Source organism: Methylobacterium sp. CM6241, assembly GCF_054817845.1.
Genome location: NZ_CM139246.1, coordinates 667,299 through 687,041, shown reverse-complemented (window position 1 = coordinate 687,041; position 19,743 = coordinate 667,299). Strand labels below are relative to the sequence as shown.

The following is a 19,743-nucleotide window of genomic DNA, read 5'->3' as shown; positions in this document are numbered from 1 at the left end:
AAGAGATGTTCTCCAGGACAAGATGATATTTTAAGGTTGTCGCTTGCGGCGGTTGCTGTTCCAAACCCGTGACCGCCTTTGCTCATCTGAATGATCCATGGAGGCTGGAATGCGGGTGGCGGTCATCGGCGTCGGATATGTCGGTCTCGTATCCGGGGCGTGCTTTGCCGAATTCGGGCATCATGTGCATTGCGTCGACAAGGATCCGCAGCGGATCGCCGCCCTGCGCGCGGGTCGCATGCCGATCTACGAGCCGCATCTCGACGCGCTCGTCGCCAACAACGTCGCCGCCGGGCGCCTGAGCTTCGGCACCGATCTCGCCGAGGCGGTGGGCGACGCGGAAGTCGTGTTCATCGCCGTCGGCACGCCCGCCCGGCGCGGCGACGGCCATGCCGACCTCGCCCATGTCTTCGCCTGTGCCCGCGACATCGCGCAAGCGATCCGGGGTTACGCCGTGGTGGTGACGAAATCGACCGTCCCGGTGGGCACGGGGGACCGGGTCGAGCACATCATGCGCCTCGTCCAGCCCCAGGGCGCCTTCGCCGTCGTCTCGAACCCCGAATTCCTTCGCGAGGGCGCGGCCATCGCGGATTTCCAGCATCCCGACCGGATCGTCATCGGCACCCAGGACGAGCGGGCGCGGGCGATCATGACCAACCTCTACCGGCCCCTGGCGGAGGCGGCGGTGCCGCTGTTCTTCACCACCCGGCGCACCGCCGAGCTGGTGAAATACGCGGCCAATGCCTTCCTCGCCATGAAGATCGGCTTCGTCAACGAGATGGCCGATCTGTGCGAGCGGGCGGATGCCGATGTGGAAGGGGTCTCCTACGGGATCGGCCTCGACCGGCGGATCGGCGCGCAGTTCCTCCAGCCCGGCCCCGGCTTCGGCGGCTCGTGCTTTCCCAAGGACATCCAGGCGCTGATCAAGTCGGCGCAGGATTACGGCGTCCCCTCCCGGATCATCGAGACGGTGGCGGCCGCCAACGAGCAACGCAAGCGATTAATGGCGCGGCGGCTGATCAAGGCCTGCGGCGGCTCCGTCAGGGGGCTGACCATCGCGGTGCTCGGCCTCACCTTCAAGGCGAATACCGACGACACCCGCGAGGCGCCGGCCACCTCGATCATCACTGCCCTCCAGGACGAAGGCGCCGAGGTGCGGGCCTATGACCCCCAGGGGATGGACCAGGCTCGGGCGCTCATGCCCGACATCGCCTACGCCACCGACCCCTATTCCTGCGTGGCCGGCGCCCATGCCGTGGCGATCGTGACGGAATGGAGCGTGTTCCGCACCCTCGACCTCGCCCGTCTCCGGGCCCGCATGGCGGGGTCGGTCCTCGTCGATTACCGCAACATCATCCCGGTGGCGGAGGCGACGGAGGCCGGGTTCCGCCATGTGGGAATCGGCCGGCGCAGCGTCACGGCGGAGCGCCCGGCGCCACGGATCGACCTGACCCAGCCGCAGGGAGCGGTGCTGCCGGAGCTCGCCATCGCCGCTGGGTAATCCCCCGAAGGCACCGACCGAGCGATAGCCGCCCTGCGACTGCGGGGCGGCTTTCGTGTGTCGGTTCTACTTGGGGGTACTTGGGGAAGTCTGTATCGTTGCAAGACGACGGATCTTCCCGCCCTCTCACCTTATCCTGAGGCGCGCTTTGCGCAAGCAAAGGGCCTCGAAGGAGCCCTCCAGTTCGCTGAGCAAGGACTGGAGACCTCCTTCGAGGCCGCTTCGCGGCGCCTCAGGATGAGGTAAGAGGTTGGAAGAACAAGGGAAAACGGAGCTCGGCAAAGTCGATGCGGGAGCGAGGCTCCGGCTATCGGCGCCTATTCACCGTCCGGTCGCGGTCCTCAGGGCGGGCTTCGGCCAGAACGCGGAGGCCTGGGCCAGCACGGTCTCGATCACCTCGTCCTGCTCGTCGATGCGCAGATCCGGGAAGAGCGGCAGCGAGAGCGTGCCCTCGCCCCATTCCTGCGCGACGGGCAGGGACGATGCTTCCGGCACGTCGCGGTAGAGGGTCAGCGTGGGCACGCTGCGGTAATTCACCGTCGTGCCGATGCGGGCCTCGCCCAGCGCCCGGAGCATGTCGTCGCGGCGCCCGTCGGGCACGTGGATCGGGAACAGGTGCCGGGCCGAGACCACGCCCGGCTCCATGGCCGGCCAGGTGAACGGGGTGCCGGCGAGCGCGCTCTCGTAGCGTCGGCTCAAGGCCTCGCGCCGGGCGCACTGAACCTCCACCTGATCGATCTGGGGCGCGAGCAGGACCGCCAGCAGGTCCGGCAGGTTGGCCTTGGTGCCGAGGCGGTCGATGTCCCAATGGTTGTAGGTCCCGCCCTGGAAACGCTGGGCCGCGCCGGCGGACATCCCGTGCAGCACCGTCTGGACCAGGGTCCGGGCGAGGACCGGATCGCGGGTGACGACGGCGCCGCCCTCGCCGCAGGTCACGTTCTTCGTGGCGTAGAAGGAGAAGATCGCCGCGTCGCCGTCCTGCCCCGGCCGGCGCCCGTTGCGGCTGCCCTCGAAGCAATGGGCCGCGTCCTCGATGATCCGGATCGAGGAGGGGATCGCCGCCCGCAGAGCCGGGATGTCCACCATCTGCCCGTAGAGATGGACGGGGATGATCGCCCGCGTCCGCTCCGTCACGGCCGCCGCCGCGAGACCCAGGTCGATCAAGAGCGTGTTCGGGTCGCTGTCGACGAAGACCGGCGTCGCGCCCACGAGGCGCACCACGTTGGCCGTCGCCGCGAAGGTCATGGCCGGTACGATGACCTCGTCGCCGGGGCCGATCCCCATGGCGAGGAGGGTCGCCACCGCCCCTTGCGTCCAGCTCGAGGTGAGCTTGGCATGCGGCACGGCGAAGAAGTCCCGCAGCAGGTCCTCCACGCGCGCGCCCTCGGGGCCGGTCGTCAGGAACGCGCTCCCCAGGACCGAGGCCACCCGCACGGCGTAATCGGGCGAGAGCGCATGCCTATAGAACGGGACTGCCATCGGTTGCCTCCATGTCTTCGCTGAGAGCCGGCGATGCCGGTGTGGTTCGGTAGAGGGCGTGCAGGCGCGCCGCGACCACGGTCCAGTCGGCCGAGCATCCCATCCGGTGGGCGCCGCGCGACATCGCCCGCCATTCCGCGGAATCGAGGGAAGCGGCCCGGGCGAGCGACCGGGCCACGGCCTCGGCCGTCAGATCTTCGATGAGGAGGCCGGCGCCGTGCCGCGTCATCGCCTCGGTCATCCCCGCCTCGGCGGTGATGAGGAGCGGCACGCCGAGGATCTGGGCTTCGAGGGCCGCCGTCGGCCAGCGGTCGAGGCGCGAGGGAAAGGCGAAGAAGTCCCAAGACCGGACGATGTCGTCCCGCTCGGCCCCGTAGCGCGGCCCCTCGAAGGTCACGGCGGATTCGATGCCGAGGCGGCGGGTCGTCGCCATCAGCTCGTCTCGCTCGTCGCCGGGGCCCATGACGACGAGGCGGCCGGTGCCGCCCTGCCGCCGGTAGAGGGCGAACCCTTCGATCAGCAGGTCGAGCCCCTTGTGGAACACCGCCAGCCGGCCGCAGAAGCCGAAGACGGGCAAGCCGCCGGCAGGGCCTGATAACCCGCCGGCAGGGCCTGATAACCCGCCGGCAGGGCCGGACCTGTCTACGAATCCCGGACGTCCGCTGAGCGCGCTCGAATAGACCCCGTGGGGCACGAGGACCGACCGGGCCTTGGGCGCCAGGCGGCGAAGTTCGGCCTGTTCCAGGGCGGTGATGACGTGGACGAAGCGCGCGCCTTCCAGAACCCGCCGCTCCAGCAGCCGGACGTAGAGGGCCGTCGACGGCTTCACCAGCCGGCCGGCCCGGTCGTAGAAATGCGAGAAGCAGGCATGGAGGCTGATGACGTAGGGGATGCCGCGACGGCGCAGCATCCGCGTCAGCGAGACCAGGAGCGGCTGGCGCGCGCCGTGGAAGTGGAAGATCGTCCGCGTGTCGGCCCCATCGAGGAAAGCCTCGCAGGAGCGGCGCGACAGGCTGACCGTTCGGCCGAGGATCCTGAGCCCGTCCAGCGGGACATGATCCATCCGGATGCCCGCCGGCACCGTCATCCCGTTGGGATCGCGCGACAGGAACAGGATGCGGGATGCCTCGCCCGACACGGTCTGCTCCGTGACGAGGGAGCGCGTATTCTGGTGAATACCGTTGGCGAAGGAGGGATATCCCTCCTTGTTCTCGATGATGACGTGGCGGACGGACAAGGGGGAGCCACCATCCGGCCGTCGGACCGTGGACGAGGGAGGCACGTCATAGGCTCGCATGGATGTCCTCTCGGGCCGGCCGGTCGGAGATGCGGGTCCGGGCGGACGCGGACCCGTTTCGTCTCAGGCGCGCGCCGCCTCGGCGCCGGCCTCGAAGGCCGGGCGGGGAAACACGCCCGGAGGCGCGGCGATGGCCTCTTCGGCCGGGATCGGCAGGCTCAGCCGCTGGAGCGGGTCGGCGAGCAGCATCTTGTACCACTTGACCGTGTTGCAGACGGCGGTGTTGCGCAGGAGCTTGGCGTCGATCGCGTTCTGGATCTCGATGACGGCGTCCTCGATCCGGTGTCTCGCCCTGAAGCCGAAACTTTCCCGCGCCTTGGCGAAGCTCACATGGTAATCGCGCCGGTCGAGCCCGCAGGGCATGAACTCGATCTCGCTCGCCTTGGTGACGGTGTTCTTCACCGCGAGCGCGATGTCGACGATCTGGCGGTTGTCCCAGCCGATGTTGAAGGCCGCACCGGCGACGACGCCTGACGGCGCGCGCAGGGCGCTGAGGAAGGCGGCGGCCACATCCCGCACATGGACAACCGGACGCCATTGCGATCCGTCGCCCCCCACCGTGATGCGGCCGAGATCCAGGGCGTCGAAGGTCATCTGGTTGACGACGAGGTCGAACCGCATGCGCGGCGACAGGCCGAACACGGTGGCGTTCCTGAGCGCCGTGGCGGCGAAATGGCCGGTATTCAGGTCGAGCACCGCCTCTTCGGCCCTGGCGCAGGTCTGCGCGTAGATGGTGAGGGGCCGCAGAACCGCGTCCTCGGTGAGGAACATGTCCTGGCCGGCGCCGTAGACCGCGCAGGAACTGGCGAAGAGGTAGCGGCGGACGCCGGCGCGCTTGGCGGCCATGGCGGCCCGTATCCGGCCCTTCTCGTTGATCGACCGTGTCAGCTCCGGGTCGAGGTCGCCGGACGGATCGTTCGATAAAGCGGCCAGATCGATGGCATAATCGCAATCGTCATAGGCATGATGGTCGATGAGCCTGATGTCCTGCTTGACGATCTCAAGCTTGGGGTGGCCATCATATTTCGAGAGAGCAAGGTCTCCGAAATAAAAGGCATCTATGGCTCTGACCTTGTACCCGTTCCGAAGTAATTCTCCGACCATGACGGAGCCAATGTAACCGCCGGCTCCCGTGACAGCAACTTTCGCGTTCATGATTGTCATCCATCGCAGTCTTGAGAACAATGCTTCAGTCTTCATGTTCAATTTAATGTGATGAATTTCGTAAGGCAAAAGAACAATGGGACTAGCAACGATGGTTCGGGGTGCAGTTCAGTAATACGAAATCAAGATGCCGCGGCGCGAATGGATTAGCCGGGGGTGTTTCCTATGTGGCGCGTCTCGTCGGCGACGATCGACTGAACAAGGAGCGCACGCGCTCGGTATCGACGCGCGTCAGCGCACGGGCCGTCCTTCGACGATTTCGGCGAGCGCATGGTCGTTCACGGGGAGCCGACCTCGCGGGAGGCGGGGTTTCCCAGGCGTGAGAGCGTGGCAATGGTGCCGAGCGGGAGGAGCGTCAGGCCGGACGCCGAAGGCGTCGAAAGGCACCGGGCCAAGTATGATTGGCCAGGGGACCGCGTAAGACGGCACGGGTCCGAAGAGAGATGTAGGACGATAAATGAAGGACAAGAGATCTGAGACGAGAGATGGGATTAGTCTCAATCGAATCCGCGCCTCTGCTCGGCGCGGGTCATGTCTTGCGAGATCCACCCCGTCGAACGGGATGGATCCGCCCGGATGGCGGCGCCTCTATACGGCCGCCATCCCTTCGAGCGTATCGTTGAGCGATGCCGCGCCGGGATGATGCTTGGCGAAGCTCGCTCGGTCGCCCGAGTTACAATATTTGATACCCCAGAGGGCCGCTTGTGTCCTGTTCCGTACGTTAATCTTTCGGAGGATCGCCTTCACATTACCCTTCACCCGTCCTTCGGCGATGGACAGGCGCTCGGCGATGGCGCGGTTTGAATCGCCCTTGATCAAGCAGGCGATGATACTGAGTTCCCGGTCTGACAGATGAAGTGTCTGATCCTGAGAGGGGAACGGCTCGTCGGCCTCAGGTTCCCCGCTTTCCTCCTCACCGGGGAGGGGGTCGGCCTCGGCCCCAATGCACAGATGGGGCACCACGCAGTGGTCGAGCAGGATCAGTTCCAGGGCCTGCACCAAAGTATCAGAACACGCACTGTACAGAAGAATAGCCGCCGCACCGCATTCCAGCATGGGGGCTACATGCTCGGCCTCGCAGGTCGCGCAAATGCAGATGATGAAACTGTTGGGAAAACGAAGACGAGCGTTCAAGATTTCCTCGGTCGGGGCGTTCGCCGTCGAGGGAATACTCATGATGACAATAAGGTTCGAGTCGGAAGATTCAGGTAAATCCTGGGCCTGATCGAGATTTCCGACCATGGAAATCACGTCGAACCCGCTCTTCAGCAATATGTATCGTAACCCTTCTCTGTAGAGCGCCGTTCCACCGCTGATCACGGTTGCGGGTCGCGCCGTAGATGCAAAATTGGGTCGTGGAAAGGTAGTTCCGGAAACGTGAATCATCGTCAGCCCCCCACCAATTCGTACTGATAAAGTCGACCGCTCCACTTACAAGTAATGTACAAATCGATACATTAAAGTGAGAGTCTGGTATGGATCGGAACAATCTGACCGTCAATGAAAAAACGATTAAATAATCCTTTTTTGGTCATCCCATTTGATCGATAGCCGCGCCCGACTGTGATCTGCCATCCGAAAGCTCTATACGGATGTTAATTGCGGATGGTTCTACGGGCGAACATTGGGGAGTGTGCCCGCGGATTCCTGGCATATCTCGAAGTCATCGATTGTATAGATTCCCTCGTGTTCGTTCGGACTCGCTCCTCGTCCCAGATCGACCGTTCGGAGTAGGTCTCTTTCGATCTCCGTTGTCTGGCAGCGCGAGGTACAATCACCGGCATTCAGTTGCGGTGATGTAGGATTCGCTATGCTGGGCAGGTGGTTAGACAAGCAAAACAGCTTTGCCGGCTCTCAAGGCGCGCAGGGTGCCGGTGGGCGGTGCTTGGCCGATGCGGCGCAGGCTGGTTCGGCATCCTCGTCGGCCGGCGTAGAATCAGGGTCCGGCGGGGCAGGAAGCTGGGCCGAGTCGTTCAGGCTGGACCATGCCGAGCTCATTGGCCCGCACCGGCCGGGCCCCCGTATTCCCGGCAGTCTCACCTGGCTGCTGGCGACGACATCGATCCTTTCCGCGCTGGTCTTCGGTCTCGTCGTCGAGACGACCCGGTCGGTCGGTGCGCGCGAGGCGCGCCAGAGCGAGGACGGACATCGCGTCGCGTTGCAGCAGGCCGAAGACCGGATCGCGACGCTCGCCCTGGAACTCCGCTCCGAGAAGGACGCGGCCGAGATCTCGCGCTCCCTCCTGAGCCGGCAGCTCGATGAGGGAAGCCGGGCATTGGAGACCGTCGAAGCCGATCTCAAGCGGGCGCAATCCGAGCGGCAGGCACAGGCCGCCCGCGCGGACGACCGCGAACTGGCGCTCCGGCGTCTCGAAGAGCAGTTCGAGGCGAGCCGTCGGGAAGCCTCGACCCTCCGGTCCGAAGCCGCGGATCTCCTGGCGCGCACCGATGCCGCGATGCGTGCGCAGGCCGCGGCGGATGAGGCGCGCCGGGCGGCCGAAGCGGTTCTGGCGAATGCCGGGGGCGCCCGCGACGGCGATGCGCCGGCACGGACGGAACTGGCCTCGATCGATGACGACGCGAAAAGCGATGTCCGGTCCGCTGCGCTGCCGGTCGCCATGGACAGGTCAGTGGAGGCCGCGCCGCTGGCGGTCCCGCCCGTGGCTGATCCGCGCCCGGGATGGTTGACGCATGGCAGCGCCACCTTCGCTTCCCTCGACGCCGTTACCCATTCCCGTGGCCTCGGGCCTCTGAAGGCCCAGCCACAACCAACGGCCTCCGCTGTTCGCCGCGCGCCGCCGCGCCCGAACCGTGGGCGGCCTCAGGCGAGCGACGCGGTGTCGATGCCGGCCTCCTCCGCCGCTCAGCCCGTGGCGAAAGGGGGCCTCGACGACGGTGAGGCCGGTCCGGGACCGGACGGCGCGCCACAGCGTATGCCGGTCTCCGCCCTCTTGCGTCCGTCACCGGTCCGGGCCGCGCCGCAACAGAAACCCGCCCGTGGCGAGGGAGTATCCGCGGAGAAAAAGCTAAGTAATCCCAAGTAGTGCTTCTCCTGGGCGCATTCGCGCCGCATTCTCCTTGCCGAGCTTGGATTAAAGTCATTCTCTAAGTCACGCTGAGTGAAAAATCATTATCCAGGTGATTTAACGGCAGATTTGTGTCGGTTATATTCCGCGATGATGCATTTATAGTTTGGTTGCGTCGATGTATTCGTGATTTTTTCGAATGACGGCGCGATGCATCGCCGTCTTTGCGCGGTGAATGCGAAGCCTTGGATGCGTCATCGCCAAACATCGATCTCTGTGACGCGCAGCGATGCCGGAGCCTGTCGAGATGGAATTCATCGAGAACCGTTCCCAGGACGAAACGGATATCCGTCAGGCCGACGACGATGGGCGGTCCACCGCCTACTTCATCGGCGACGGAACCTTGCTGATCCGATGCGCGGAGCTCTTCCTGGCCGCCGGGCATGCGATCTCCGCCGTGATCACGCGGGATCGGCGCGCTGCCGAATGGGCGCGCCGCGCCGGTATCGCGATCATCGACAAGGATGCGTTCCTGGCCGCCGGCCATCGCGATCCTCCGGTGGATTTCCTGTTCAGCGTCGGCAATCTCGACGTGATCCCATCGGCCGTGCTCGCCCGGGTCCGGCGCCGGGCGATCAACTTTCACGATGGCCCCCTGCCGAGGCATGCCGGCCTCCATGCCACGACCTGGGCGATCCTCGCCGGGGAGACCTCGCATGGCGTCACCTGGCATCAGATCGACGAGACCATCGATACCGGCGCCATCCTGGCGCAGGAGCATTTCGATATCCTGCCCGGCGACACCGTCTTCAGCCTCAACGGCCGCTGCTACGAGGCCGGCGCCTCGAGCTTCGCCGCCCTCCTCGACGGGCTCGTCTCGGGCCGCGTGGAAGCGATGCCGCAGCGGGGCGAGCGCCTCTATCATGGCCGGCTCAAGCGCCCGGCTCGCGCCGCGACCCTGGATTTCCGCCAGCCCGCCGCCCGGATCGCCGCCCTCGTCCGCGCCCTCGATTTTGGCCCGGTGCACAATCCGCTGGCGCGCCCGAAGATTTTCACCGGGCAGGATCTGGTCCTGGTCCGGGGCGCGGAGATCGGTCCCGCCTCCGATCGTCTTCCACCCGGCACGATCACGCGGGTGGGCCCCGATCTCATTTCCGTCGCGACGGCGGATCGCGAGATCGTCCTTTCCGGCCTCACCACTCTGCGCGGCGAGCCGGCCGGCACTTCGTTCAGTCCCGGCACGGTCCTGCCCGAGATCGAAGGGCCGCGCGCCGAGGCGCTCGCGTCCGCCCAGCGCCTCGCCGCCGTCCACGAAGCGTTCTGGATCGAGCGCCTGGAGACGGTCGCCGCGCCGACCTTGCCTTATCCCCGTCGCGGGGGCGGTGGTTCCGATGCCGCCCCTCACCGGATCGCGATCCCGCTGACCCGCACGGCGAGCCCGGACGATGCGGCGGCGGCCTTCCTCGCCTGGATCGGCCTCGTCTGCGACACACCTCGCGTCACGCTGGCGTTGAGCGAGGCCGCCAAGGCCCAGGACGAAACGGGGACCGGGCTTGAGCCGTGGTTCCTGCCGGACCGTCCCCTGACCCTGGCCGTCGACCGGGACGGCTCGGTTGCGGAGCTCCGGGCGGCGTTCGCAGCCGAGCGCGCCGACCTCGCCGCGAGGGGCATTCTGGCCGCCGATCTACCACAACGCGCCGCCTCTCCCGAAATGCGCGAAAGGGCCGTCGCATGGCGCAAGATAGGCTTGGTCCATGGCGGTGCGAAACCGGGTCTCCTGGCGCGTTCCCGCTCCGAACTGTTGCTGGTTCTGAGCGAGGGCGAAAGCCGGGCGGAGCTCCTCGTCTGCGGCCGGACCTTCGATGCCGAGGTGGCGCAAGCCATGGCGGGACAGTTCGCGGCCTTCCTCCAGGCCTTCCTGGCCGATCCCGAGATTCGCCTCGGCGCGCTCCCCCTCGTGCCGGAGGAAGAGGCGGCCATCGTGGCGGCGCTCAACGCCACCACCCTGCCTTTCCCGCACAATCGCACGATCCAGAACGAGATCGCCGCCAGGGCGGCCGAGCTGCCCGAGCGGGACGCCGTGGTCGCCGGGAAGGCCCGCCTCTCCTATGCCGAGCTCGACCGCGCCGCCGGGGAACTCGCCGGCCGCCTCGTCGCGGCCGGGATCGGGCCGGGGACCATCGTCGGCATCTGCCACGAGCGGGTGCCCGATCTCGTCGTCGCCGTCCTCGCGACCTTGAAGGCCGGTGCGGCCTACCTGCCCCTCGATGCCGATTATCCGCGTGAGCGCCTCGCCTACATGCTCGAAGATTCGGGCGCCGAGGTCCTGCTGACGAGCCGCCCCATCCAGGATCGCCTCGCCTTCGCTCCGGCGCAGGTGCTCTACACCGCGGAGGCCAGCGGCGAGGCCGCGCCGCCGCCCGGTCGCGCCGGCGGGCAGGATCTCGCCTATGTCATGTACACCTCGGGTTCGACCGGCCGGCCCAAGGGTGTGGCGATCACCCATCGCAACCTCATGAATTTCTGCGCCGGCATGGATGCCCGCATCCCGCACGATCCCCCCGGCACCTGGCTCGCGGCGACGAGCCTATCCTTCGACATCTCGGTGCTCGAAATCCTCTGGACCCTGGCACGCGGCTTCTCGGTGGTGCTGCACGGCCAGCGCTCCGAGCCGAGTTCCGGTCCCGGCTTCAGCCTGTTCTACTTCTCGAACGACGACGCGGCGGACCCGCAGGACAAGTACCGCCTGCTGCTGGAGGGCGCACGTTTCGCCGATCGCAACGGTTTCGAGGCGGTGTGGACGCCGGAGCGGCACTTCCACGCCTTCGGCGGCCTTTACCCCAACGCCGCCCTCAGCGCCGCCGCCCTCGCCGCCTGCACCGAGCGGGTCAAGATCCGCGCGGGCAGCTGCGTCCTGCCGCTGCACCATCCCCTGCGCGTCGCCGAAGACTGGGCAATGATCGACAACCTGTCGAAGGGCCGGGCCGGCATCGCCTTCGCGTCGGGGTGGCAGCCGAACGACTTCGTCCTGGCGCCCGAGCGCTTCGCCGAGCGCAAGGACAAGATGGCGGGGCAGATCGATGACATCCGCCGCCTCTGGCGCGGCGAGCGCCTGCCGTTCCCCAACCCGCTGGGCAAGGTCGTGGAGATCGGCACGATGCCCCGGCCGATCCAGCCCGAACTGCCGATGTGGCTCACGGCGGCCGGCAACCCCGACACCTTCGTCCAGGCCGGGCGGCTGGGATGCGGCGTCCTCACCCATCTCCTCGGCCAGAACCTCGAGGAACTGGCGGACAAGATCCGGCAATACCGCCAAGCCTGGCGGGAGGCCGGGCATGCCGGCGAGGGCCATGTGACCCTCATGCTCCATACCTTCGTGGGCGAGGACGAGGATGCGGTCCGCGAGACCGTCCGCGAGCCCATGAAGCGCTACCTCGGCAGCGCGATGGATCTGGTCAGGCAGGCCGCCTGGACCTTCCCGACCTTCGTCCAGCGCGCGGCCTCCGACGGTCGCACGCCGGCCGAGATCCTCGACGCCGAGGATTTGTCACCCGCCGATCGCGACGCGCTGCTGGACCACGCCTTCGAGCGCTATCACAGCACCGGCGGCCTGTTCGGCACCCCGGAATCTTGCCTCGGCATGGTCGAGGCGGTGCGGCGCATCGGGACCGACGAGATCGCCTGCCTCATCGATTTCGGGGTGCCGACCGATCTAGCCCTCGACCATCTCGAGCACCTGAAACGGCTGATGGTTCTGGCCGGAACCCTCACCGCGACAATGCCCGCCTCGGTCCCGGAGGAGATTGTCCGGCACCGGGTCACCCACTTCCAATGCACCCCCTCCATGGCTCGGATGCTGGTGGCCGATGCGGCGGGCCGGCGCGCCCTCGCGCAACTCGGCACCATGATGGTGGGCGGCGAGGCCTTGAGCGCGGACCTCGCCGGCCGGCTGCGCGACCTCCTGCCCGGAAAATTCCTCGGCATGTACGGCCCGACGGAGACGACGATCTGGTCGGCCGTGGTCGAGATCGACGGCGTGGAACGCGGCGTGACCCTCGGCGAACCCATCGCCAACACGGTGCTGCACGTGCTCGACGCGCACCGGCTCCCGTGCCCGGCCTATGTGGCGGGCGAGCTCCATATCGGCGGCGAGGGCCTCGCCCGTGGCTATCTCGGCCGCGACGAGCTGACGGCGGAGCGGTTCGTCCCCAACCCCTTCGGTCCGGGGCGGCTCTACAGGACGGGCGACCTCGTCCGCCGGGACGCCGCTGGAGGGCTCGTGTTCCTCGGGCGGCTCGATCACCAGGTCAAGGTGCGGGGGCACCGGATCGAGCTCGGCGAGATCGAGGCCGCATTGGCGCGCCAGCCCGGCATCGCCGCCGCCGTCGTGGTGGCGCGCGAGGATAGCGACGGCGACCAGCGCCTGGTGGGCTACGTCACCGCCAGGGACGGCGCGACCCTGCGGCCCGAGGCTCTGCGCGAGGCAGTCGCCTCGACCCTGCCCGCCTTCATGGTCCCGGCTGTGATCGTCGTTCTGCCCGCCCTCCCGATGACCCTGAACGGCAAGGTCGACCGAGGCGCGCTGCCCGCGCCGCATCAGGCACCGGGGGCCGCTGCTCCGCCCGAAGTGCCGATGAGTTCAGTGGAGGCGCTGATCGCCGGCATCTGGGGCGAAGCGCTCGGCCGGCCGGTCGTCGCCACAACCGAGAACTTCTTCGACCTCGGCGGTCACTCCCTCCTCGTGGTGCAGGTCCAGCGCCGTCTCGGCGAGGAGCTCCGCCGGGAAATCGCGATCACGGACCTGTTCCGCTTCCCCACGATCCGCACCCTCTCGCTGCATCTCGGAGGATTCGCCACCGGCCCCTCGGCAACCGACCGGGGACACGATCGGGCCAAGGCGCGGCAGGCGCTGAGACGGCGCCAGGAGATGCCGGCGCCCGTCGCGTAGCCGTCGGCCAGTAGAGAAACGTGAGGTACGTCATGATTTCGCCGACCCCTGAAACGGCAGGTGATGCAACCGGCAGGATCGCCATCGTCGGCATGGCGGGGCGGTTTCCGGACGCAGCCACGACGGGCGACCTCTGGCGCCTGCTGAGGGCGGGGCGCGAAGCGACGCATTGGTTCAGTGACGAGGAGTTGCTGGCCTCCGGTGTCTCGGCCACGCATCTGCGCGACCCGCGCTACGTGAAGGCCGGAATGGTCCTGCCCGACATGGAAGCGTTCGATGCGGGGTTTTTCGGTCTGAGCCCTCGGGAAGCGGCCATTCTCGACCCCCAGCACCGCCATTTCCTCGAATGTACCTGGGAGGCGCTGGAGGATGCAGGCCATTGTCCCGAGACGTTCGAGGGAGCCATCGGCGTTTTCGCGGGCTGCGGCATGCAGGCCTATTTCGCCAACAACCTGCTCACCAATGCCGAGCTCCTCGAACAGGTGGGGCTCTTCCTCCTGCGTCATACGGGCAACGACAAGGACTTCCTCGCGACCCGAGCCTCCTACCTCCTCAACCTGCAGGGGCCGAGCATCTCGGTGCAGACCGCCTGCTCCACATCCTTGGTGGCGGTCCATTTCGCGATCCAGAGCCTGCTGTCGGGCGAGTGCGACATGGCTTTGGCAGGCGGGGTGACCATCGAGGTACCGCACCGACAGGGCTACCGGGCTGCTGAGGGCGAGATTCTCTCGCCGGACGGGCATTGCCGTGCCTTCGACGACGAGGCCAACGGCACCCTCTTCGGCAGCGGGGCCGGTATCGTGGCCCTGCGCCGGCTGGAAGACGCCGTCGCCGCCGGCGACCACATCTACGCGGTCATCTGCGGTTCCGCCGTCAACAACGACGGCTCGACCAAGGCCGGCTACCTCGCGCCCAGCGTCGAGGGGCAGGCACGCGCGGCGGCCGAGGCTCTCGCCGTCGGGGGGATCGACCCCGGCAGCGTCAGCTACATCGAAGCCCACGGCACCGGCACGCCGGTGGGCGACCCCATCGAACTCGCGGCCCTGAGCGAGGCCTATTCCGTTCCCGGCCGGCGCCAGTTCTGCGGCATCGGCTCGCTGAAGACCAATATCGGGCATCTCGACACGGCGGCCGGGGTGGCGGGCCTGATCAAGGTCGCCCTGGCGATGCATCACGAGGAACTGCCCGCGAGCCTGAACTGCGCCCGGCCCAATGGCCGGTTCGATTTTTCCGCGAGCCCATTCTCCGTGGTCACGACGGCCAGGCCCTGGCCCCGCACCGGCGCGCCCCGGCGCGCCGCGGTGAACTCCCTCGGGGTCGGCGGCACCAACGCCCATGTCATCCTGGAAGAGGCCCCGGCCGTGCCTGTGCCGAGTCCCGCGCGGGACTGGCAGATCCTCGCCCTGTCGGCACGAACCGCCGAGGCTCTCGACGGGGCGAAACGCAAATGGCGGGAGGCGCTGGCCGATCCCTCGCCGAATCTCACCCTGGCGAACGCGGCCTTCACCACCCAGGCCGGCCGCCGCGCCTTCCCGCATCGCTGCGCCGTCATCGCCCGCGATCGCGCGGGGGCGTGCGAGATCCTGGCCAGCCACACGCATCGCCGCATGGGCACGGGGAGCGTCGGCGCCGGGACCGTCGGGGCGGTCTTCATGTTCCCCGGCGGCGGGGCGCAGTATCCCGGCATGGGCCGCGATCTCTACCGGGAGGTCCCGGCCTTTCGGGAGGCGCTGGAGGCCTGTCTGGCGCTGCTGCCGCCCGATGCCCCGGACGGCCTGCGGACGCTGCTCCTCGACAGCGAACCGGGCGATGCGGCCGCCGCCGCCCTCCTCGCGCGGCCGCGCTACACCATCCCTGCCCTGTTCATCGTCGAATACGCCACGGCGCGCATGATGCTCGCCTGGAACATCCGCCCCGCCGCCGTGATCGGGCACAGCATGGGCGAGTATGCCGCCGCCTGCATCGCCGGCGTGATGTCCCTCGCCGATGCCTTGTCCGTCGTCGTCCTGCGCGGGCAGATCTTCGAAGCCGCGCCCGCGGGCGCCATGCTGGCGGTGTCGCTACCCTCGGCCGAGCTGCGCGACCGGATCGGCGACGCTCTCGACATCGCGGCGGAGAACGCCGCGACGCTGACCGTAGCGACCGGGTCCGTCCACGAGATCGCCGCCCTCGAACGGCGGCTGGCGGAGGACGGGATCGAGTTCCGCCGCCTGCGCATCGACGTCGCCGCCCATTCGCGCATGCTCGACCCCTTCCTCGACCGGTTTCGCGCATGCCTGGCATCGATCGCCCTCCACGAGCCCAAGCTTCCCTTCGTCTCGAACCTCAGCGGCGCGTTCGTCGGTCCGGGTGAACTCACGCGGCCGGACTATTGGGTGTCGCATCTCAGGCAGACGGTCCGCTTCGCGGCCGGCGTTTCGGCGATCCTGGCGGAGCCGGACCGGGCGCTCCTCGAGATCGGGCCGGGCCACAGCCTCGGTGCCCTCGCGCGTCTTGCGGAGGGCGGGGCCTTCGCGCCTCTGGCCATCGCTCCGACCATGGGCCAGCCGGGGGACACGGAATCGGACGTCTGCGTCGCGCTGACCGCGATCGGCAAGCTCTGGGCCTGCGGCCATGCCGTCGATTGGGCGGCGATCCGAGGCGGCGATGCGCGCCGTGTGTCCGCGCCGACCTACGCCTTCGAGAAGCACAGGCATTGGATCGAGCCGACGCGGTCGGCTGCGACGCCGGTCGTCGCCGAGGCCGAGGCGCCTGTGCTGCAGCGCCTCGACGCGATGGAAAACTGGTTCTCGGTGCCGCAATGGTTGCCTGCGTCGGTCGCGCCGAACCGGGCCACGCCGGACCGGACATGGCTGGTCTTCGCCGACGCGTCGCGCCTGAGCACCGCGATCCTCACGGCTCTCGAAAACCGGGGCGCCAGCGTGGCGGTCGTGCGCTCCGGCGAAACCTTCACCGTCCGCAACCGCCTGTTCCAGTTGCGGCCCGACCAGCCGACCCAATACCGGGACCTGATCACGGCCCTCGACCGCGAAGGAATGGTGCCGGATCACATCCTCCACCTCTGGTCGATGAGCATGCCCGACCCGTCCCTGGATCGCCCCTCGGCCGAACAGGTGCTGGGTTTCGACAGCCTTCTCTCCCTCTGCCAGGCGATGCAATATTGCGACGTCGCCCTGCCCAAGCGCCTGACCATCGTGACGCGGGAGAGCCAGTCGCCCCCGAACCATGCGGCCCGCCACCCGGAGCGCGCGACACTCCTTGGCTTGTGCCGCGTCCTGCCCCGCGAGATGCCGGGCCTGGCGACGCAGGTCATCGATCTCGGCGGCGAGGATGGCCCCATCCGCGACGCGGATCCGGTGGCGGAGGCCGCCCTTATCCTCGCGGAATGCGATGCGGAGCACGGCGTCGATTTAGTGGCTCATCGCGCCGGCATACGCCTGGTTCAGCGGATGGTCCCGGCGCGGGTCGAGGATCCTGCCGGGTTACCGCACCGCCTGCGCCAGAGCGGCGTCTATCTCATCACCGGCGGTTTCGGCGGACTCGGCCTCACCCTCGCTGCGTGGCTGGTGCGCGACGTGAAGGCGCGCCTCGTGTTGGTGGGGCGCAATGCCTCCGCGCATGCGGCAGCGATCCACACTCTGGAGGCGGAGGGAGCCGAGATCCTGTCGCTAAGCGCCGATGTGACCGACCACGCTGCCATGGAGCGGGTGATCGCCGCCGCGCGGAAGCGTTTCGGCGCGATCCACGGGGTCTTCCATGCTGCGGGCTCCATCGACGACGGCCCAATCTTGGAAAAGACCCTGGAATCCAGTCGTCGGGTCATGGCGCCGAAACTGGCCGGCGGTTTGGTCCTCGATGCACTGCTACCCCAGGGAAGCCTCGATCTGTTCGCGGTGTTCTCGTCCACGAGTGCCCAGATCGGGCCTCCCGGACAGATCGATTACGCCGCCGCCAACACCGCCCTGGACGCCCTGGCCGCCCGCCGTAGCGACGGCCTGTCGGTGGCATGGGGAATCTGGGGCGACATCGGCATGGCGGCCCGGATCCACGGGGGAGCGTCCCTGTCCGGTACCCCGGAAGGGCACCCGCTCCTCGGGGCCGAGACGGGTCGCACCGAGACCACCATCACCTTTCAGGCGCTCTACGATCCTGCGCGTATGTGGGTCCTGGCGGAGCACGTCCTCGACGGACGTCCGATCCTGCCCGGCGCGGCCTATGCCGAGATCGCTTTGGCCGCCGCCACGGCGGGGTTCGCATCGACGGGTGTCGACCTGCGCGGGCTCACCGTCGATCTTCCCCTCGTGTTCGAACCCGGGGTGAAGCGTCTCGTACGGACGACGCTCACGGTCCTTGCCAGCGGCTGGTACAGAATGTCCGTCGAGAGCCGTCCCCTCCTGGGCGAAGAATGGGTCGAGCATGCGCGCGCCACCCTGTGGCCGGGATCGGCCCTGCCCTGGGCTGTCCGGAGGGTGGCCCGCCGGGCGGCGCGTCGGGAGGGGGTGCACGCGCTTCCGGGCCTTGGTTTTCCGCAGGGTGAGACCGTGACGTTCGGGCCGCGCTGGCACACGATACGCTGGATCGAGCGCGGTGATTGGGAGGCCGTGGCCGAACTGGAACTGCCCGCCGAGTTCGCTGCCGACCTCGACGGCATCACGGCGCACCCTGCGCTCACGGATCTCGCGACCACCTTCGGGCTGCATCTCCTCGCGCCCCCGGCCGACGACATGGTCTACGTCCCTACGTCGATCGAGCGCATGCGGCTTCCCCCGGGGCGCTGGCCTCGCCGAATCCGCAGTCACGTACGACTGACGGCGCTTCAGCACGGTGCCTCCGCTCGGTTCGACGTGGTGATCGGCGACGTGAACGGGGTACCGCTCGCCGTGTTCGAGGGCTTCACCCTGCAGAGCGTGTCCCGATCGGTGAAGTCCTCGCAGGCAGATGCCCGTCCGCCGAGCCTGGAGGCCCGGCTCAATGCCGGCATCATGGCGGCCGACGCTCCCGAACTGCTCCGCCGGGTGCTCGACTGCCGGGGCGCCGGGATCGTGGCCTCGTCGATCGCCCTGTCCGACCTGCGCCGGGAAACCCTTGCAGCCATTCGCCCGAAAACGATGTCGGCGCAGCGTTCGGCCAAGCCGGTCGGCGGCGATCTCGACTACGCGAACGCTCTCGAGCGTCAGATCGCCGGATACTGGGCGGACCTGCTCGGCATCGCCGTCGTGCGTCCCCAGGACGACTTCTTCGAGCTTGGCGGTTTTTCCTTGCTGGCAGTGCGGTTGTTTGCCCGGATCCGCAAGAATCACGACGTGGATCTGCCGATCGCCACCTTGTTTCGTGCATCGACCCTGCGCCAATTAGCGACTCTGGTCGGCGGAATGGTCGCGCCGGAACCCACGGACGAGGGCACCGCCGGGGGAGGCGAGCCGGACAAGGTGCTGGTCATGCCGTCCGTCGCCTGGTCGCCTTTGGTGGAGATCTGCCGGGGCGTGCCCACCCGTGCCCCGATCTTCTGCATCCATGGCGGCCAGGGCAACGTCCTCAACTTCGAGAAGCTGAGCCGGCGCCTCGGCCGGGACCAGCCCTTCTATGGATTGCAGGCGCGCGGTGCCGACGGGCGGCTCGCGCCGCTGGAATCCATCGAGGAGATGGCGGCCTCCTATATCGCAGCCATCCGCGAGGTCGATGCGCACGGTCCCTACCGGATCGCGGGTTATTCCGGCGGCGGGGTGATCGCCTACGAGGTCGCGCAGCAGCTGACCCGCGCGGGCTATTCCATCGCGCTCCTGGTCCTCTTCGACACTCTGTCGACCACCAGCGTCGCGCAGCAGCACAGCACGGTCGAACGGCTCTGGGCGGTCCGCCGCTGGAGCCTCGGCTACACGCTGGGATGGCCGTCCCGCCTGATCGAGCGCCGCCGCCGCGCCGCGGAATTCGCGCGGGAGCGCTTCGACCCGAACGTCCCGATCCCCGACATGTACCGCGCGCAGTTCATCATGAACGCCTATCTCGTCGCGCAGAGCCGCTACACGCCTGAGCCCTACGCCGGGAGCATGCTGCTGTTCCGCTCGACGGATGCGTATGTCCCCTATCTCCTCGCCGGCCCGGATCTCGGCTGGGGCGGTCTCGTCCGGGGGGGGATCGACATCCACAAGATCGCGGCGACGCACGAGACGCTGTTCCAGGAGCCCGCCGTCGACAAGCTCGCCGCCATCCTCCGGCGCAGGCTCGACGGCCTGATGCATTATCCCGTGCGCAAGAGCGCCTGATCCGGGGGCCGCATCGTCCGTCGGTGCCGTCCCGTTCCGCGATGGACGACACCCCGTTGCCCGGCA

8 protein-coding genes are annotated in these 19,743 nt (G+C 68.0%); 4 read left to right on the top strand and 4 right to left on the bottom strand.

What is annotated here, in order from left to right:
• Positions 1-109: 109 nt before the first annotated feature.
• Positions 110-1,501 (top strand): UDP-glucose dehydrogenase family protein, encoded by a 1,392-nt coding sequence (locus ACYQR9_RS03175; protein ID WP_461228660.1) that lies wholly within the window; start codon positions 110-112, stop codon positions 1,499-1,501.
• Positions 1,502-1,822: 321 nt separating this feature from the next.
• Here ACYQR9_RS03175 and ACYQR9_RS03170 read toward each other — a convergent pair whose 3' ends face one another.
• From ACYQR9_RS03170 to ACYQR9_RS03155, 4 genes are all read right to left on the bottom strand, one after another.
• Positions 1,823-2,980: a DegT/DnrJ/EryC1/StrS family aminotransferase gene (locus ACYQR9_RS03170; protein ID WP_311275765.1), complete on the bottom strand. Its 1,158-nt coding sequence runs from the start codon at positions 2,978-2,980 to the stop codon at positions 1,823-1,825.
• On the bottom strand, positions 2,961-4,277 hold the full coding sequence (locus tag ACYQR9_RS03165; RefSeq protein ID WP_461228659.1) for a glycosyltransferase family 4 protein: 1,317 nt from the start codon (positions 4,275-4,277) through the stop codon (positions 2,961-2,963). Before ACYQR9_RS03165 ends, ACYQR9_RS03170 begins: the two co-directional genes overlap by 20 nt.
• A gap of 63 nt (positions 4,278-4,340) precedes the next feature.
• On the bottom strand, positions 4,341-5,432 hold the full coding sequence (locus ACYQR9_RS03160; RefSeq protein WP_461228658.1) for an NAD-dependent epimerase/dehydratase family protein: 1,092 nt from the start codon (positions 5,430-5,432) through the stop codon (positions 4,341-4,343).
• Between the two features lie 597 nt (positions 5,433-6,029).
• Positions 6,030-6,761, bottom strand: coding sequence for a LuxR C-terminal-related transcriptional regulator (locus ACYQR9_RS03155; protein WP_461228657.1), 732 nt, complete (start codon positions 6,759-6,761; stop codon positions 6,030-6,032).
• A 565-nt stretch (positions 6,762-7,326) separates the two neighbouring features.
• Between ACYQR9_RS03155 and ACYQR9_RS03150 the strand changes: the two genes are divergently transcribed.
• From ACYQR9_RS03150 to ACYQR9_RS03140, 3 genes are all read left to right on the top strand, one after another.
• Positions 7,327-8,484 carry a hypothetical protein gene (locus ACYQR9_RS03150; protein ID WP_461228656.1) on the top strand — a complete coding sequence of 386 codons (1,158 nt, stop codon included), beginning with the start codon at positions 7,327-7,329 and terminating at the stop codon, positions 8,482-8,484.
• A gap of 289 nt (positions 8,485-8,773) precedes the next feature.
• Positions 8,774-13,414: a MupA/Atu3671 family FMN-dependent luciferase-like monooxygenase gene (locus tag ACYQR9_RS03145; RefSeq protein ID WP_461228655.1), complete on the top strand. Its 4,641-nt coding sequence runs from the start codon at positions 8,774-8,776 to the stop codon at positions 13,412-13,414.
• Between the two features lie 32 nt (positions 13,415-13,446).
• Positions 13,447-19,677, top strand: a complete 6,231-nt coding sequence (locus tag ACYQR9_RS03140) for a type I polyketide synthase (RefSeq protein ID WP_461228654.1) — start codon at positions 13,447-13,449, stop codon at positions 19,675-19,677.
• Positions 19,678-19,743 lie beyond the last annotated feature (66 nt).

Coding starts and splice junctions, on each gene's coding strand:
- ACYQR9_RS03175 (WP_461228660.1), top strand. CDS start 110: ATGCGGGTGGCGGTCATCGGCGTCGGATATGTCGGTCTCGTATCCGGG.
- ACYQR9_RS03170 (WP_311275765.1), bottom strand. CDS start 2,980: ATGGCAGTCCCGTTCTATAGGCATGCGCTCTCGCCCGATTACGCCGTG.
- ACYQR9_RS03165 (WP_461228659.1), bottom strand. CDS start 4,277: ATGCGAGCCTATGACGTGCCTCCCTCGTCCACGGTCCGACGGCCGGAT.
- ACYQR9_RS03160 (WP_461228658.1), bottom strand. CDS start 5,432: ATGAACGCGAAAGTTGCTGTCACGGGAGCCGGCGGTTACATTGGCTCC.
- ACYQR9_RS03145 (WP_461228655.1), top strand. CDS start 8,774: ATGGAATTCATCGAGAACCGTTCCCAGGACGAAACGGATATCCGTCAG.
- ACYQR9_RS03140 (WP_461228654.1), top strand. CDS start 13,447: ATGATTTCGCCGACCCCTGAAACGGCAGGTGATGCAACCGGCAGGATC.